Origin of the sequence: Methanocaldococcus lauensis (genome assembly GCF_902827225.1) — an archaeon.
Classification (GTDB): domain Archaea; phylum AGJL01; class Methanococci; order Methanococcales; family Methanocaldococcaceae; genus Methanocaldococcus; species Methanocaldococcus lauensis.
In genome coordinates this window covers 880,879-898,270 of the sequence record NZ_LR792632.1, presented here as the reverse complement: position 1 = coordinate 898,270, position 17,392 = coordinate 880,879, and the positions used below count along the sequence as shown (strand labels likewise).

Here is a 17,392-nt window from a genome sequence, read left to right as displayed (position 1 = left end):
TATTATGGATTTTACTCAATCATTGAATTTGCTATTTTTATTACTTCATCTTTGCTTAATTTACTCATTATACTTACTCTAACTCCATTATAGGAGAATGTTAATGATGTATATCCATTACTTTCATAGATTGTAGCATTAACTCCATTATTTAATGTAATTTTATTTCCAACATCTATCTGATTACCTATATCTTTCATTTCTATAATATTTAAATCTCCCATATTTCCATAGATTAAATTAACCATTTCGAACTCTTCTCCATTTATATCTTGTTTTACTAACTTAGCACTTTGTAGTTTAAGATTTGCAGTGTATTTTGGAACTAATATTTTGAAATTAACCTCTTTTTGAATCTCATCTATATTAGTTGAAGTTAATACTTTTCCAGAACCTATTAACTCAGCCCCTTTTGGAGGTGTAAATATAAACTTACTGTCTGGAATATCTACATTAAATTTAACATTTTTATATTCAATAGTCATATCTTTTGATTCTATTTTAAGTGGCTGCCAGTAATTTTCATCAACATACATTTTTATTTTAATTGTTGGGTCTTTTTTAGAAATTAACTCTAAAACATAGCACTTTTTATTATCATAAGTTTCTTCTCCTAAGTATTTGACATCATATAACTTTAACATATTTTTAATAAATTTCCCGTAATCTGGGTTGTATGGATTTTCTTCTCCATTAATTTCTGTTTTCATATATTTGTTGCTCTTCTTATCATAAATATACATTATCTTTCCATCTGAAACTATCAACATATCTTTATTTTCCATATAGAATTTATTTGGCTTTTTAAAAGCATAATTATATTCCACTGATTTTGTTATTCCATTTACTGTTAATGTTATCATCATATTTCCTTCCATAGTATTAATATTATTATACTTTTCTTGCATTTTCTTTGCTATCTCATCTGCATTCATCTGCTGGGTACATCCTGCAAAGAAAACACCCACAACTAAAAATAGAGAAAGAAATATGTATTTATATTTCATCCTACCCCTCCAAAGTTTAATGAAAATTAATTATACACAAATAAGTATTTAAACATTTCTAAATCTTTAAAGATGTGATAAAATGAATGTAGATGTAATAGTTGAATTTATAAAAAATTATGCAGAAAAACATAAAATCAAAAAAATTGCTGAGGTTGGGATTGGGTTTAAATTTGACATTGCAAAAGAGTTAAGTAAGTATTTTGATGTAATGGTTACAGATATTAATAAAAAATCTATTGAAAAAGGTAAACTGTTAGGATTAAACGCTTATGAAGATAATCTATTTAATCCGAATATTGAACTATATAAAAATATTGATTTAATATATTCCATAAGACCTCCAAGAGATTTACAGATATATATTTTAAATTTATCAAAAAAAGTTAAAGCCCATTTAATAATAAGACCTCTTTTAAATGAGGAAGTTATAGAAGGATTAAAATTAAAATCGTACAAAGGAGAAGTGTTTTACATATACGAAAATAGAAAACAAAAATCCATATAAATTATGCCTTTAATTTAGTTCTTCTCCAGTATCTCATTTTTGGGTGGTATCTTACAGCTCCTCTTGTTTTAACAATAACAAACAATGGAACTCTTCTATTCTGCTTTAAAGCCTTAGCTAATCTCAACTTTTTTCCTAATGGCTTGTTACTCCCCATTTTTCTCACCTAAATTTCCTTTTTTAATCCAACTACTCTTGTTTGTTTATGTTCAGGGAAATATCTTTCAGGATTTTCTCCTCTCTCTTTAAGAATATGCCTAATTTCAGCCTCGTAATCAGAACTCAATTTAGTTCCACTTTTTATCTCTTCCATTATGAAAAATTCATTTGCTAAATCTCTTAAGGTTTTATATCCAAAACCCATAAGTGGGGTTATATATTGAATATTTTTCCTCATCTCTAAACTTTGAATTTCTGAATAGCTAAGTTTTGGAACTTTATCATCTCTTCTTGTTCCATCTGCTAAAATCTTGTATTCATCAGCCAATGTTTCTAAGACAGTTTTATGAACATACTGTATTGCAGGAGAGGGATATTTATATTCAACAACCATATCAGCCGCTTTTTCAACGATTTTTCTATCCAATGTTATAACTTTATGCTTAAATCCCAAAATCTTAGATGTCTCTTCAGCTAATTTATAAGAGGGTATAACACCAAAATTTATTGTTATTAAATGAGGATTGTATCCAAGTTTTTTTAATATAACCGCCGATAGGGAACTATCCTTCCCTCCACTAAATAGAACATAAACATCCATACTGTTTCACTTTCTAATGATTTTAATATCTCTTTTCTTCTTAGTCATAGCACTTAATTTTTCAAGTAATGCTTTAAATTCTTTATCTTTTAGAGGGATAGGTAATCTTCCAAGTTGAGCCAGTTGAATTAATTGAACTTCTACCATTTCGGCAAATTCAGGTCTTGCTAACCTTATTCTCTCTAATCTCTCTCTTGCTTCAGGAGTTAGTATTTTTCTTAATAATGCTCTTTTTTGAAGTTCAGCCTCTAACAATGCCTCTTCTTGCTGTTGTTGTTCAGCCAATTTTTTTTGTAATTCAAGAAGTTTTTTTCTTTTAATTTCTTCAATATCCATAAAATATCCCCTTAGTATTTAGCAAGAGCTGGGATTTCTTTAACTATTTCGTCATAAACTTCTTTGGCAATGTTATCCAAGAAACTTCTACCTTTTGAAGTTATTACTCTTCCTTCTGGTCTCTTTTCAACTAAACCTAATTTTTCCAATTCTTGTAAGGCTTTCCTTATAATATTTCCACTACCCTTATAAAAGTGCTCTGGCTCGTGTCCTCTGTTCTTTCTTCCACCGTAAGCTGTTCTTAATCTTGAAACTCCAACAGGGCCGTATATGTATATTTTTCTTAAAATAGAAGCACATCTAATATACCACCAATCATCTTGCTCAGGTCTCCTTTCTCTACTAACTCCCGTTTTAACAAAAGGAACCCACTCTGGAACTTCTATATCCATTTCTTTTAATTTTTCAGCAGTTTTTTGGATTAATTTATCTGCAGGAACATCATAGACAGTTACCATTTTTACACCTCTTCCAATTAGTTTTTTAATTTTAAATGAATTAAAATTATAAAACAAGACTTAGTATTAATTTGGTAAGGTTATATTTATATCTTATTATCCTACTAAATAAAAAACAAAAAAAGAATGTTAGTGAAACATTGTTAGTTAATAAAAAATCTATAAAAAAAATGGAGCCGGGGGTGGGATTTGAACCCACGTAAGGCGGATCTGCAGTCCGCTGCCTAGCCCCTAGACTACCCCGGCTCTTTATATCCTATCAGATACTTTGCATACATTAACTATAAAGAAGTGATATATAAATTTTATGGTTCAGCATTTATATAAGTAGAAATATATCGCAATAAAAGTAAAGTTTAAATAGCACAATTTAATATTACATCATTTAATATTTTAATCTTAAAATTTTTATTATTTTTAGATAGTTGAAAAATAAACACTAATTAAGATTTTAAGGTGATAAATTATGTCAAAAGGTACTCCATCAATGGGTAAAAGAAACAAAGGTTCATATCACATTAGATGTAGGAGATGTGGAAGAAGAGCATACCATGTAAGAAAAAAGAGATGTGCTGCATGTGGTTATCCAAATAAAAGAATGAGAAAATACTCATGGCAAAACAAAAAAGTTAATGGAAGGAGAATTAAATAAGAATAATAATTAAAATTACCTAAAAATTAAATTTTATTTTACTATTTTTTAGTTTTTTATATTGAGATAGTGGTGATAATATGAGTCTTGAAAATATCGATTACTACGATTATAAAACGTTATTAAAGAGAGCAAGAAGTCAGATTCCAGATTATGTTTTTCAGAAAGATAGATTTGAACTCCCTCCAATTGAAATATTAATAGAAGGGAATAGAACTATAATTAGAAACTTTAGAGAATTAGCTAAGGCAGTTAATAGGGATGAAGAATTCTTTGCTAAGTATCTTTTAAAGGAAACTGGTAGTGCTGGTAACTTAGAGGGAGGTAGATTAATACTTCAGAGAAAAATCAACCCAGAACTATTGAAATCAAGAATTAATGATTTCTTGAGGGAATATGTTATTTGTAGAGAGTGCGGTAAGCCAGATACTAAAATTATCAAAGAGGGAAGAGTTCATTTACTCAAATGTATGGCTTGTGGGGCAATAAGACCTATAAGAATGATTTAACAATTATTTAGTGAAAATATGAAGGAAAAATTGATAAAGTATTTTATAAAATATCTGTCTTTAAATATTATTAAAAAAGTTTTTGTAACATATCTCTTATGTTGGACGGGGTTTTTATTTTCATTTTCACTTGGAAAATTTTTATTATATTTATCAACTATTTTAAAAAATAATTATATATTAAAACCAGCCAAAGTTGCACAAACTATTGGAACGGCTAAATTTACTACTGTTTCTCATACAATATCAAAAACAGTTGGCGTTAAAAATATGTATTTAGATTACTCTTTTTCTTATATAATTTCTAATTTTACCAGTTGTTTAATTATAATTTTTGCTTTAGCTGCACTTGGATATTTATATAAAAAAGATTTAGAGAAAGTAAGATCAATTAAAGAAAAAGAAGAGATAATTAAAAACTACACAAAATATTTATTTATACTGTTTGTATTCACTGTTATAAATCCTCTAACTGGATTAATTGGTATAAATCTTAAATATTTAGATTTAATCGTTGTTTTACCTCATGGTTTATTTGAGTTTTTAGGATTTGCAATAAGTATTGTTGTTGGCTTAGAGTTGGCAAATAAGATTTGTCCAATAGTTAAAAAAAATATATCTTACAAAAAAATTATGGCATTAATTTTATGTTCATTTATTTTTATTTTCATTGCTGGAATGTTAGAACCTATTGATTGGGCAATATATTACTATTCACAAATATATAACATTCCATTATTACATGCCATTATAACTGTATATAAACATCTACTTTTAAGTTTAGTATATATTATTTAGTTTTATTTTGAGGTGATAAGATTAAAGTATTGGCTATAGATATTTCTGGAAGACATCACGAAGATGATAAATTTTTTAGAGTCTATGCTGGAGTTTTAGTAGAAATTAAGGCAGATAGAATTGTCCATGTTGAAAAAATAGATATTATGGTTAAAGAGAAAGAATCTCAAAAGTTGAGAGATATTATTAAAGAGGTTAAAGAACTAATTGAAAAAATTGGGAAAGATTTTGACTATATCCTTTGTGAAAAAGGGGAATTCTTTAATATATCTAAAGATATAATATCAACTATTTTAAAAAAAGAAGTTATTCATCCAAAGACACAGGGAGAGTTTGAAGCTATAAATATTGCTCATCATGTATCATATTCAGTTAGAAAGATATTAATAGAAAAACAGAAAATATGTAAAAATAAAAACAATAAATAACTGTAAATAACTGTTGGTGATTTTGATGTATGAAATAGTTAGATATGAAGGAGGAGTTTATAAAAACAACATTTTCAAAGAATGGATTGAAGATATTGGGGGTTTTATCTTACAGGAACATATTATGCAGTTAGATGTTTATATGACATTGGCTATTCCACAAAATGAATTAGAAAATCTTAAAGAAGAGGCTAAGAAATATAAAGGGAAGATAATAGAAACACCATTGGCTGGAACTGAAATAGCAGTTGTAGCCCCAAGTTTGTCAAGGCATCATCTCCCCCATATTGCCTGTGATGTTTCTGAATACCTAAGAAGATTTGGAGCTAAGCCAAATATGATTGGCTTAGCAAGAGGAGTAGGGAAAGATATTGCTCAATTAAGAGAAAAAGAGAAAAGATTAATAGAAGAGCATGATTTGGCTGTTTATGTAATGGGTAATTTTGAAGCGTGTATTAAAGATAAAACTCATTTATTTGATGTAGATATTCCAGTTGTAGTTACTGGAGGTCCTGAAAAGGTAGATATTCCTTATCCTTATGTTGGTAATTTAGGAAGGAGAAGTCATAGATTGAGACATGGAGAAGAAATTAGAGCCTTAAGAAAAATGGTTGAAGTGATAACTGAACTTATAAATGAAAAAAGAAAAGAATTGTCTTACGATCCTCCAATCGTTCCACCAGTAGTCGTTAAAGATGAAATTGAAAAGCAAGTTGATGAAATATATTCTATACTATCTCCTATGCCAATAGTTACACAGTTGGATGGTCTGAGAGTTAAGTTAGATTATGATAAATTTGTTGATAATATAAAAGAAGTTAAAGTTAAAAATTACATTTTGAAAGATATTGCAAACATTAAAAGAAGTGAAATGAAGAATTATATACTTATAAAGATAAAGCCAAAGTCAGAAGTAGAATTTGAAATGCACATTAAGAATGAATAATTTGGGGGAAATATTATGAGTAACTTTAATTTTAAATGCTATGATATTGATGAAAAGGAATTAGTTCTTCCTCCAGGTTTGCCTCAGTCAATAATCGCCAGATTAATAGAACTATGTGATGTAAAATTTGATGTTAGAGAGGATGAATTTTATAATGTAAAATATCCTGTCTTAATTGGAAAAGAGGAACAGTTAAAAAAAGCAAAAGAGTATTTAAAATTACTCACTGAGGCAAAGTTAGCGTTGAGAGATATTGCAAGATTGGCAAGGAAGTTTAAGGTTAAAGCAAAGATTTATACTGACGATGAAGAATTAAAATATATACTAAATGTTTTAAGCAATGATATTGCTAATAGAGATTATATTGAAATAGTTGAAGAGATGCCAGAAGGAGAAAAGGAAGTTATAGAAGTATTGGACAAAAAAATATATGTTGGAATTTAGAATTATTTTAAATCACTTTACTTAGTAATGAAACAATATTCATAACTTCTATGTCTTTTTTTAAGTTATTTTCTTCTTTGTATTTTTTTAAGGAATCTTTTAAGTGATACTCACAAAATGGGCAAACTGTAATTACTGCATCTGCATTAGTATCATAAATCATCTTAGCCCTTCTTTTACCAATTAAGTATGCAATATCTGGCTTTCCACTTCTCACGCCTCCTCCAGCTCCACAACATCTCGCCTCTATATCTATGAATTCAATTTCTGGAATACTCTTAATTATTTTTCTTGGTTGCTCATATATTCCTTGTCCCCTCTTTAAATGGCATGGATCGTGATAGGTTACTCTAATTTTCAGTGGTTTGTATTTTAATAAGCCAACCTCAGTTAAAACCTCTGTAATATCCTTAACTTCAAACTCTCTCTCTTTATAATCATTTTTTAATGTTGAACCACAGCCAGCACATATAGTAACTATATAATCAACATCTAATTTATTAAATATCTCCAAATTTTTCTTTTTTAACTTTTCAGCGACATCTCTCTGTCCAGTTCTAAAAAATGGAGAACCACAGCAAACTTGCTCTTTTGGTATATATACAGAAACACCATGAGCATTTAAAACCTTTATAGCATTTTTACCAACATCTTGTAATCTGAAATCTACCAAACAGCCGGTAAAAAACGCTACTCTTAACTTTTCATTTTCTGCTTCATAAATGTTATTTACTTGCTTTAATAGTGGTGTATTTTCCTCAACAACACTCCTATTGTATTTTAAAACATTCTCTCTAACTTTTAAGTGATTCTTTATTAAATAACCTTTACTAAATGATAACGCCCTCAATTTTTCTATTGCATTATGAACTATGTCAATCTCTTTTGGACAAACCTCAACACACTTGGCACAGGTTGTGCAATTGTAAATATTTTCAAAATATGCAGTTATTTCTCTATTATCTTCATCTCTCCTATCGAAGGCAAACCTTGCAAGCTGTCTCATAAATGTTGGTCCAGGATAGTCACTTACTTCTCTTGATGGACATATAGATAGGCAAGATAAACAGTCTATACATCCCCTTAAATTTTTATTTTCTTCAACATACTTTTGAGGAATTATCTCTAAATCTTTTGGATACTCTTTTCTTATCAAATAATTTTTTATATTTAATAATTTTTTGTAGTATGATTCCCTATCGACAATTAAATCTATAATAACTTTAAATCCTTTTAGTGGTTCAATAACCATATTATCCTTTACTTTTGTCTCACACGCCAATTTTGGCTCTCCATTTATAGTCATTGCACAAGAACCACACTGTCCATTTCTACAAGAAGCCCTAAACAAAATATTCGCTCCATAGTTGTTATTTATGTATTCCAATGCCTCCAACACTGTTAAACCTTCTGGAACTTCATAACTTTCATAATAACTTTTTTTTCCATCACATCTTTTAATCTTTATTTTTACCATTATCCCATCCTTAATGTTGCTATTGAAATTATATAAATGATTAATAATATAAGTCCATGCAACCTATTAATCTTTCCAAATCTTGCAAATAGATATATTAAAAAACTCATAACTATTAAAATTACCATTTGAATGTTTGCTGAGGGTAAATTGGTAAATAAGCAACTAATAGCCAAAGCCCCTCCAATGTCTGCCATATTACTACCAATAACATTTCCTAATATTATGCCACCTAAATTTCTCTTTGCCGCCGCTAATGAAACCATCAACTCAGGAACAGAGGTTCCAAAAGCCACTAAGGTAAATCCAATAATTTTATCAGAGATATTTAAAGCAATAGCTATATTTTTTGCTCCATCAACAAATAGTTTTGCCCCTACTAAAACACCAATTAATCCAACAATTGATAAAACTAACGAAAAGGCTAAGGAAATATTATGTTTTTCAATATCTTTCTCTATTTTCTCTATTTCTATGTTATCAATATATCCATTTTTTATTGTCCATCTTAAATATATTAAAAAAATTACCAATAATATAGCTCCATCAATCCAAGAAAATCCATTAACTCCAAGGATTGCCGTAAGAATAACATACAAAAGATAAAAGAGTATATTACTTCTTAAATTATTGTTAATACTTAATGGCATTACAATAGCACTAAGTCCTAAAACTACTCCAATATTACAAATGCATGAACCGATAGCGTTTCCAATCGCTATTCCAGAAATATGAGTATAAGATGCATACACAGAAGTTAATATTTCTGGTAGAGATGTCCCCATAGCCACTACCGTAGCACCAATAACAAAATTAGATACATTAATATATTTTGCTAATCTCTCACTACCTAATACAAACCAATCACTTCCATAATATAACAGTATAAGCCCTAATAAAAAATAAAATATTCCTAATATTAGCATTTTATCTCCCAAATTGCTTAATTACTAATTTCTTTTAATATATAAACTCTATCTCCCTCCCTAACTAAGTGATTTAATTTAACTCCAACTCTATCTCCTTTTTTTGCTACTTTAACATCTTTATGGTTTATTTGCATTGATTTTACTGTTTCTTCAACGCATCCAGTAGTTTTTCCTACTATCAATATAGTGTCTCCAATTTTTAAATCATCCCATAATTCAATCTCTGCCACACTAACTTTTTTATAGAAATTAACTACTCTTCCTATTTCTATTTTTCTATACTTTGAAGCATTACCCTCTATATTGTATTGGAAATCATGATTTTTATTAACATCTCTAAAGTAGAATCCAGTATCATATCCTCTATTATATACTTTTTGTAGCTCTTTTTTGAAGTAATGGAGTTTTTCGTAGTAAGTTCCATCAAAAACGCTATCAATTGCTTCTCTATAAATTTTTGTTGTTCTCATAACATAATCAGCATTTTTAGCTCTACCTTCAATTTTAAATGAATCAAAAACCTCCAATAATTCTGGAATATGCTCTATCATGCATAAATCTTTTGGAGATAACAGATATTTTCCTTCACAAACTACTTCATAGGTTCCATCAAAATGCTCATTAATTAACTTCCACCTTCTCCTACATGGCTGTAAGCAGTCGCCACAGTTTGCATGCCTATTAAACAAATATGCACTTAAAAAGCATCTACCACTTATAGCAACACATAAAGCCCCATGAACAAACCCTTCTAACTCTAAATCTACATTATCTTTTTTTAAATTTTTTCTAATCTCTCTTATTTGATTTAAAGTTAATTCTCTTGATAATATAACTCTCTTAGCAAATTTAGAGTAAAATTTAGATGTTAAAGAATTTGTTATATTACATTGAACACTTGCATGAACTCTTAAACCATACTCTTTTGCCAACTGCATAGTTCCAATGTCTGAAACAATAACTGCATCAACCTCAGCAGAATTTGCAAAATCTAAAATTTCCATAACTTTTTTTAAATCTTTCTCATAAACAACTGTATTTGTGCAGAGATAAACCTTTTTATTATTATCATGAGCATATTTAACTCCTTCAATTAACTCCTCTCTTGTAAAGTTCTTTGCATTAGCCCTCATATTTAACTCTTTCAAACCACAATAAACAGCATCAGCTCCATAATCAATAGCTGTTTTTAGACATATTATATCATTTGCAGGAGATAATAACTCTACCATAATAATCACTTTAAAAGTTTTTGTTAATATTATGGACAAAAAAGATCCAATGATTGAAGATTCTGTAAATTATATTTGATTAAATTGATTAAATAAATTTAAAATAGAAATTTTAATTTTGGTTAATTAAAAATTCGACTACTTTGTTAATTTCTGGAAGTTCAATATTTAGCTCTTCCCCTCTTAGACACAATTTTACTATATCTTTGTTTGTAGGAATTATAGCTATTACTTTATCTTTGTTAATATTTTCGAGTACTAAATCTTTAGTTTCATCATCTACCTTATTTACTATGAAATAAACTTTCTTACCAAGTTTTTCTCCAATTTCCTCTATTTTTTTTGCCAATCTTATAGACTCATAAGTTGGATCAACGATTCCAATAATTATATCACAGCCTCCTTCAACACCTCTTCCAAAATGCTCAATTCCAGCCTCAGTATCTACGATAACTATTTCATTATCTTTCAATTTTAAACTCTTTAATAGTTCTCTTAATAAAACACCCATTGGACATGCACAACCTTCTCCAAAATCGTGGATTTTACCCATAGCTAAAAGTTTTATATTGTCTTTCTCAACTATGTAATCTTTTGGTAAATCGTCAATTGTCATTTCATCAAATAAATCAACATTTTTTTTAGATTTTACCTTTTGCATGAAAATTTTTCTGCCGCCTAAGTATTCTATAAAATCTTTTGGTTGATTCATCCCTAAAAATTTGTGCAAACTGATATTAGATTCATCTCCATCAATTACTAAAACATTGTAACCTTTTTTAGCAAATTCTTTTGCAATTAAAGAAGATATTGTACTTTTTCCACATCCACCTTTTCCACATATAGAAATCTTCATAATAACCCCCATATGTTGTAATATTATTTAAAATACTATGTTTTTGGGTATAAATATGTTATTGTGCTTCTTTTTATTTTAATATTTGGATAAAAAAATTGATAAAAAATCTTTATCTTTTTTATATCCTTTTTGATTTCCATCCCCTTAGGGGTCTGATTTTACACCCATAGGGGGATACCCCCTATTGGTATACCCCCGATGCATTGCTTCCCTTAGGAAGCAATGCCTCTTAAATTAAAATCATTTTCCCCCTTAGGGGTCTGATTTTAGACATCAAAATATCAACAACATTCGGATTATTAACTAACGACATTTCCATCCCCTTAGGGGTCTGATTTTAGACGCAGCATATCTGTTTTCTGTTTGTAATCCCTCAATCATTTCCATCCCCTTAGGGGTCTGATTTTAGACGGGATTTTATGGGCTACATTTTAGTAGATAGAGAATCATTTCCATCCCCTTAGGGGTCTGATTTTAGACCAGTATGGGGAGGTATTATGGATGTCCAAGTATATATATTTCCATCCCCTTAGGGGTCTGATTTTAGACTCGTCTGTATTTATTAAAGAACTCTCTTCTGACAACAGTTCATTTCCATCCCCTTAGGGGTCTGATTTTAGACTGTAAATTTGACAGTCGGAGTTTTTATTATTAATCCCTGTATTTCCATCCCCTTAGGGGTCTGATTTTAGACATCCCTCTATATTGCTATTAGTGTCATATTGTTATCATTTCCATCCCCTTAGGGGTCTGATTTTAGACTTAGATGATGTCTTTGGACTTGCTGATAATCCTAATATATTTCCATCCCCTTAGGGGTCTGATTTTAGACCACTTCATATAGAATATGTCGATGGGTATTACTATTTCCATCCCCTTAGGGGTCTGATTTTAGACTGAAAGAAAAATAAATAAAGATATATTATGATTCGAACTTTTATTTCCATCCCCTTAGGGGTCTGATTTTAGACCATAAAAGAAGAATATTTAAAAAATAATTTTTTGATGACGATAATTTCCATCCCCTTAGGGGTCTGATTTTAGACAGCATCTAATACACTATTAAATCTATTAATATCTGTATTTCCATCCCCTTAGGGGTCTGATTTTAGACTATAAACGATAAAGAATTTAGTTTTAAAGAAGTTATATTTCCATCCCCTTAGGGGTCTGATTTTAGACAACAAAATGTGATTATTATATGCAAAAAGAATAAAATGTATTTCCATCCCCTTAGGGGTCTGATTTTAGACTAAATTATCTTATCAATATCTAAATTTCCTGTTTCATTTCCATCCCCTTAGGGGTCTGATTTTAGACTTAATGTAAAAAAATTTAACAGGAATGTTGAGAAAATAGACATTAATGTAATTTCCATCCCCTTAGGGGTCTGATTTTAGACAGATAGATGTAGATTATGTGTGTAGATTTGGAAAACACATTTCCATCCCCTTAGGGGTCTGATTTTAGACCTTACAATCTCATTTTAGAAGTCGTAATAAAGTTTATATTTCCATCCCCTTAGGGGTCTGATTTTAGACTCTAAGAAGTTTAGTTTGGTTTGCTTAGGTTGTGGTTTATTTCCATCCCCTTAGGGGTCTGATTTTAGACAAAACAGACATCGATGACGCCCCCTGGTGGGCTAATTTCCATCCCCTTAGGGGTCTGATTTTAGACAATGAATAACTAAATTTCAAAATCTCAAATGCAATTTCCATCCCCTTAGGGGTCTGATTTTAGACAGGGTATAATTTTTTGAGATTAAGGACTAAAATTACTTTATTATGCTTCTTTGTTGGGGGGTTATAGTTCGGAGGGTCAGTAACCCTTGTTATTTATATACCTCCGAACTTATATATAAACTTTTCTATTTTTATTTATTAGTTTAAAAATTCTTTAAATTTTTAATATTAACCTAATTGTTGGAGAAAATTATAGATAAAAACAAATAACCAAACTATCTTAAAAATCGCGATAATTTAATAAACTTAATTATTCAAATTAATCAAAATAGAAGACCCTCCGAAATTTAATAAAATCCCCTAAAATTTAAAAATATTAAATTAAAATCCTTTAAATCAAAAAATAAAAATTTTTAGCGTGATAAATAATAACTACATTGACAAACTTAAACTAAAATATTAGAGATAAATTAAAATATCTGATGGAATTTTATTAATAAAATTATTAAAAAAATAGTGCTGGTGATTATATGCCAACAATAAATGTAAAAAAAGTTGACATAGAAAGATTGGTAAATATGCCCTTAGAGGATGAGTTTATAGAGAGCAAGTTTCCAATGATGGGTGTGGAAGTGGAAGAAATTTTTGAAGAAGATGGAGAAAAGATAATTCAATTTTCAATAAATCCAAATAGGCCAGATTATTTAAGCGTTGAAGGTTTAGCAAGAGGTTTTAGAGGTTTTATAGGAATAGAAACTGGTTTAAAGAAATACGATGTTGAATGCTCAAATGTAAAATTATTTGTTGATAATGTTACCACAAGACCATACATAGCGGGAGCGTTAATTAAAGGAATTATTATTGATGACTATGTTTTGGAGAGTATAATTAATTTACAAGAGAAATTACACTGGGTTTTGGGAAGAGATAGAAAAAAGGTGGCTATAGGAATACACGACTTTGATAAGGTTAAGCCACCATTTTACTACAAAGAAGTTAAAGGAGATGAAATTAAATTTGTTCCTTTAAACTGTGATGAAGAAATGACTCCAAAGGAAATTTTAGAAAAACACGAAAAAGGAATTAAATATGGTCATTTAATTAAAGATGATAAATTTCCAATAATCTTAGATAGTGAAGGAAATGTTTTATCTATGCCTCCAATAATTAACGGAGAATTAACAAAAGTTAATACTGAGACAAGAAACTTATTCATCGATGTCACTGGAATTGACAAATATTTAGTTGAAAAAACTTTAAACATTATTGTAACTGCATTGGCTGAAAGAAAGTATGCAAAAATACATTCAGTTGAAGTAATTGAAAATAATAACTCTACTATTTATCCAAATTTAAAAGAAGATGTTATAATAACTACTCCTGACTATATAAATAGAGTTTTAGGAACAAATCTAACTCCTGGGGCAATAATAAATTATTTAAGGAGATGTAGGTTGGATGCTCAATTTGTAGATAATAAGTTGAAGGTTATTATTCCCCCATATAGAGTTGATGTATTTGGTGAAATAGACATCGCTGAAGAGGTTGCTATAGGTTATGGATACGATAAGTTTTTTGGAGAATATCCAAGTATTGCAACAATCGGAGAACTCGACAAATTAGAAAAAAAATGTGACTTTATAAGAGAAATAATGATTGGTTTTGGATTTTATGAAGTTATAAACTTAATGCTATCAAATGATGAAATTTTATTTAAAAAGATGAGAATTGAAGATGACAACTATATAGAAGTTTTAAAACCAGCGTCAATTGAACATAGAATTGTTAGAAAGAGTCTTCTACCATTACTAATGGAAACTTTGAGAATTAATAAACATAAAGAGTTGCCTCATAAACTATTTGAAATTGGTGACTGTGTTGTTATTGATGAAAGTATGGAGACAAAATCAAGGGTTGTGAAAAAGATAGGTGGAGTTATTTTAGACAGTGAAACAAACTTCAATGAAATAAAGAGTTATGTAGAGGGTTTATTGAGAGAACTAAAAATTGAATATGAACTTGAAAATTATGATCATCCATCATTTATTAAAGGAAGATGTGCTAAAATTTTAAGAGATGGAAAGATAATTGGCTATTTTGGAGAAATTCATCCAGAAGTTATAGTTAACTTTGAATTAGAGCATCCAGTCGTTGGCTTTGAATTAGAAATTGAATAAAATAATAATTAATGTGAAAATATGGAAAATATGCTTAAAAAATTGCTATATAAAATTGAAAAGTTAAGAAATGGAGAGTTAGAAGATTTTGAAATTTTAAAAAAACATATTCAAAGTTTAGATGAATTCCAATATAAAAATATAATTGATAGATTGAAGTTTCAAATTGAAATTGTTGAGAAATATAAGCCAAAAGTTCGGCCAGCAATAGATCCAATAGTTTCAACAGAACTTGGAATATATAGGAGATTGGATGACTATGAGATAGGAAAACTTTTAGAATATCCAGAATGTTGCATAAAATCTTTCGTTGAAAATGTTAGAATATCTATTGATAATGAGCATTTAAAAGAGGTTGATGAAATAAGGGAGGAGTTAAAAAATAAAGGAGTTTATGCTATTGTTTTACCCTCTGGTTTTATTCCATGCAGTTTAAAATGTGAGGAGGCAATAAAAAGAGGATTCATAGGATATTTAAATAGAGAGGAGTTTGAAAAAATATTAAAACTTGAAGAGGAATTAAAGAAAAAAATAGTTCATTGGCATTTTGGATATAGCGAATTTTATGAAAAAATTATTCTTTAAAAAATATTTTTGGTGTTATTTTATGATTATAATCATTGCGGGAATTGGTAGAATTGGTTATACTTTGGCTAAGTCTTTGTGTGATAAGGGGCATGATATTGTTTTAATCGATAGTGATAAAGAGATATGTAATAAAGTATCTGCCGAAATTGATGCCTTAATTATACATGGAGATTGCACGAAAACAAAAACCTTAGAAGAGGCTGGAATTGAAGATGCCGATATATATATAGCGGTAACTGGTAAGGAAGAAGTTAATTTAATGAGTTCTTTACTTGCAAAGAGTTATGGAGTTGATAAAACAATTGCGAGAATTTCTGAAATAGAGTATAAGGATGTTTTTGAGAGGTTAGGGGTTGATGTAGTAGTATCACCAGAATTAATAGCCGCTAATTATATAGAAAAGTTGATTGATAGGCCGGGAATATTAGATTTAACGATTATAGGAAGAGGAGAGGCTGAGATTTTAGAATTCATAATTCCTGAAAAATCTAAAGTGGCTTATAAAAAAATAAAAGATCTTGGAAGGCCACAAGATTATTTGATTATTGCTATTTATGAAGGAAGTGAATTAAAAATTCCTAGTGGAGATATTGAATTAAAGCCTGGAGATAGAGTTTTAGTTTTAGTAAAAAAAGATGCTGTAGATATAATAAGAAAGATGTTTTTAGAGTAAATAATAAAATAGAAGGTGAAAATTTGAGAGTTAAAGTAAAAGCTCCTTGTACATCTGCTAATTTAGGAGTAGGATTTGATGTATTTGGTTTATGCTTAAAAGAACCTTATGATATAGTTGAAGTTGAAAAATTAGATGATAAAGAAATTATTATTGAAGTAAATGATAAAAATATTCCCACTAATCCTGATGAGAATGTTGCTGGAATTGTTGCAAAAAAGATGTTAAATGACTTTAATATTAAAAATGGAGTTAAAATAAAAATAAAAAAAGGAGTTAAGGCTGGTAGTGGTCTTGGAAGTTCTGCCGCATCATCTGCTGGGACTGCCTATGCAATAAATAAACTGTTTAATTTAAATCTAAATAAATTAAAGTTAGTGGATTATGCCTCTTATGGTGAATTAGCATCTTCAAATGCAAAGCATGCTGATAATGTTGCCCCAGCAATATTTGGAGATTTTACTATGATAACAAACTATGAACCTTTAGAAGTTTTACATATACCAATAGATTTTAAACTTGATATTTTAATAGCCATTCCAGATATATCAATAAATACAAAAGAAGCAAGAGAAATTTTACCAAAAAGTGTAAATTTAAAAGATTTAGTAAATAATGTAGGAAAAGCCTGTGGAATGGTTTATGCATTATATAAAAAAGATAAATCATTGTTTGGAAGATATATGATGTCTGACAACATTATAGAGCCTGTGAGAGGTAAATTAATTCCAAACTATTTTAAAGTTAAAGAAGAAGTTAAAGATAAAGTTTATGGAATTACAATAAGTGGTTCTGGACCTTCAATAATTGTTTTACCAAAAGAAGAGTTTATTGATGATGTAGAAGAAATTTTAAGAGATTATTATGGAACTACAATAAGAACAGAAGTTGGAAAAGGGGTTGAATTAATTACTTAACTTAAATAAAAA

General features: G+C 29.0%; 20 protein-coding genes, 1 tRNA gene and 1 CRISPR repeat array. Of the genes, 11 read left to right on the top strand and 10 right to left on the bottom strand.

Features of this window, described 5'->3' with window-relative positions; all coding sequences use genetic code 11:
* Nucleotides 1-11: 11 nt before the first annotated feature.
* Nucleotides 12-1,007, bottom strand: coding sequence for an outer membrane lipoprotein-sorting protein (locus tag KMP69_RS04985; RefSeq protein ID WP_214399373.1), 996 nt, complete (start codon nucleotides 1,005-1,007; stop codon nucleotides 12-14).
* Nucleotides 1,008-1,089: 82 nt separating this feature from the next.
* Here KMP69_RS04985 and KMP69_RS04980 point away from each other — a divergent pair, with 82 nt between their 5' ends.
* Nucleotides 1,090-1,515 (top strand): UPF0146 family protein, encoded by a 426-nt coding sequence (locus KMP69_RS04980; protein ID WP_214399372.1) that lies wholly within the window; start codon nucleotides 1,090-1,092, stop codon nucleotides 1,513-1,515.
* A gap of 1 nt (nucleotide 1,516) precedes the next feature.
* Here the strand turns inward: KMP69_RS04980 and KMP69_RS04975 are convergent, their stop codons facing one another.
* The 5 genes from KMP69_RS04975 to KMP69_RS04955 form a co-directional block, all read right to left on the bottom strand.
* Complete coding sequence (locus tag KMP69_RS04975) at nucleotides 1,517-1,672, bottom strand: 50S ribosomal protein L39e (protein ID WP_214399371.1); 156 nt, start codon at nucleotides 1,670-1,672, stop codon at nucleotides 1,517-1,519.
* Nucleotides 1,673-1,681: 9 nt separating this feature from the next.
* Complete coding sequence (locus tag KMP69_RS04970; RefSeq protein ID WP_214399370.1) at nucleotides 1,682-2,275, bottom strand: DUF7411 family protein; 594 nt, start codon at nucleotides 2,273-2,275, stop codon at nucleotides 1,682-1,684.
* A 6-nt stretch (nucleotides 2,276-2,281) separates the two neighbouring features.
* Complete coding sequence (locus KMP69_RS04965) at nucleotides 2,282-2,611, bottom strand: DNA-binding protein (protein ID WP_214399369.1); 330 nt, start codon at nucleotides 2,609-2,611, stop codon at nucleotides 2,282-2,284.
* Nucleotides 2,612-2,622: 11 nt separating this feature from the next.
* Nucleotides 2,623-3,069: a 30S ribosomal protein S19e gene (locus KMP69_RS04960; protein WP_214399368.1), complete on the bottom strand. Its 447-nt coding sequence runs from the start codon at nucleotides 3,067-3,069 to the stop codon at nucleotides 2,623-2,625.
* 171 nt (nucleotides 3,070-3,240) lie between these two features.
* Nucleotides 3,241-3,315: transfer RNA gene (locus KMP69_RS04955), tRNA-Cys, on the bottom strand.
* A gap of 220 nt (nucleotides 3,316-3,535) precedes the next feature.
* Here KMP69_RS04955 and KMP69_RS04950 point away from each other — a divergent pair.
* From KMP69_RS04950 to KMP69_RS04925, 6 genes are all read left to right on the top strand, one after another.
* On the top strand, nucleotides 3,536-3,721 hold the full coding sequence (locus KMP69_RS04950; protein WP_012980299.1) for a 50S ribosomal protein L37e: 186 nt from the start codon (nucleotides 3,536-3,538) through the stop codon (nucleotides 3,719-3,721).
* 80 nt (nucleotides 3,722-3,801) lie between these two features.
* On the top strand, nucleotides 3,802-4,230 hold the full coding sequence (locus tag KMP69_RS04945; protein ID WP_214399367.1) for a translation initiation factor IF-2 subunit beta: 429 nt from the start codon (nucleotides 3,802-3,804) through the stop codon (nucleotides 4,228-4,230).
* Between the two features lie 18 nt (nucleotides 4,231-4,248).
* Nucleotides 4,249-5,028 (top strand): hypothetical protein, encoded by a 780-nt coding sequence (locus KMP69_RS04940; protein WP_214399366.1) that lies wholly within the window; start codon nucleotides 4,249-4,251, stop codon nucleotides 5,026-5,028.
* Between the two features lie 29 nt (nucleotides 5,029-5,057).
* On the top strand, nucleotides 5,058-5,456 hold the full coding sequence (locus tag KMP69_RS04935) for a DUF2209 family protein (RefSeq protein WP_214399365.1): 399 nt from the start codon (nucleotides 5,058-5,060) through the stop codon (nucleotides 5,454-5,456).
* Nucleotides 5,457-5,481: 25 nt separating this feature from the next.
* Complete coding sequence (locus tag KMP69_RS04930) at nucleotides 5,482-6,402, top strand: methanogenesis marker 7 protein (RefSeq protein WP_214399364.1); 921 nt, start codon at nucleotides 5,482-5,484, stop codon at nucleotides 6,400-6,402.
* Between the two features lie 15 nt (nucleotides 6,403-6,417).
* Nucleotides 6,418-6,846, top strand: coding sequence for a hypothetical protein (locus KMP69_RS04925; protein WP_214399363.1), 429 nt, complete (start codon nucleotides 6,418-6,420; stop codon nucleotides 6,844-6,846).
* Nucleotides 6,847-6,853: 7 nt separating this feature from the next.
* Here the strand turns inward: KMP69_RS04925 and tfrB are convergent, their stop codons facing one another.
* The 4 genes from tfrB to KMP69_RS04905 form a co-directional block, all read right to left on the bottom strand.
* Entirely contained in the window at nucleotides 6,854-8,323 is a 1,470-nt protein-coding gene (tfrB, locus tag KMP69_RS04920; protein WP_214399362.1) for a fumarate reductase (CoM/CoB) subunit TfrB, read from the bottom strand.
* The gene (locus tag KMP69_RS04915) at nucleotides 8,323-9,249 is read right to left on the bottom strand and encodes a calcium/sodium antiporter (RefSeq protein WP_214399361.1); all 927 of its coding nucleotides are present in this window, start codon (nucleotides 9,247-9,249) and stop codon (nucleotides 8,323-8,325) included. Before KMP69_RS04915 ends, tfrB begins: the two co-directional genes overlap by 1 nt.
* 17 nt (nucleotides 9,250-9,266) lie before the next feature.
* Entirely contained in the window at nucleotides 9,267-10,484 is a 1,218-nt protein-coding gene (locus KMP69_RS04910) for a U32 family peptidase (protein ID WP_214399360.1), read from the bottom strand.
* 112 nt (nucleotides 10,485-10,596) lie between these two features.
* Nucleotides 10,597-11,340, bottom strand: coding sequence for an ATP-binding protein (locus tag KMP69_RS04905; RefSeq protein ID WP_214399359.1), 744 nt, complete (start codon nucleotides 11,338-11,340; stop codon nucleotides 10,597-10,599).
* 314 nt (nucleotides 11,341-11,654) lie between these two features.
* Nucleotides 11,655-13,085: direct repeats of the CRISPR family, unit length 32 nt; unit sequence ATTTCCATCCCCTTAGGGGTCTGATTTTAGAC.
* A 470-nt stretch (nucleotides 13,086-13,555) separates the two neighbouring features.
* Between KMP69_RS04905 and pheT the strand changes: the two genes are divergently transcribed.
* The 4 genes from pheT to KMP69_RS04885 are packed head-to-tail and all read left to right on the top strand — an operon-like array spanning nucleotide 13,556 to nucleotide 17,380.
* A complete protein-coding gene (gene pheT, locus KMP69_RS04900) occupies nucleotides 13,556-15,202 on the top strand; it encodes a phenylalanine--tRNA ligase subunit beta (protein ID WP_214399358.1) in 1,647 nt (548 codons plus the stop codon).
* 30 nt (nucleotides 15,203-15,232) lie between these two features.
* A complete protein-coding gene (locus tag KMP69_RS04895; protein WP_214400754.1) occupies nucleotides 15,233-15,787 on the top strand; it encodes a DUF483 domain-containing protein in 555 nt (184 codons plus the stop codon).
* A 22-nt stretch (nucleotides 15,788-15,809) separates the two neighbouring features.
* Nucleotides 15,810-16,463, top strand: coding sequence for an NAD-binding protein (locus tag KMP69_RS04890; protein WP_214399357.1), 654 nt, complete (start codon nucleotides 15,810-15,812; stop codon nucleotides 16,461-16,463).
* Nucleotides 16,464-16,486: 23 nt separating this feature from the next.
* Nucleotides 16,487-17,380, top strand: coding sequence for a homoserine kinase (locus KMP69_RS04885; protein WP_214399356.1), 894 nt, complete (start codon nucleotides 16,487-16,489; stop codon nucleotides 17,378-17,380).
* Nucleotides 17,381-17,392 lie beyond the last annotated feature (12 nt).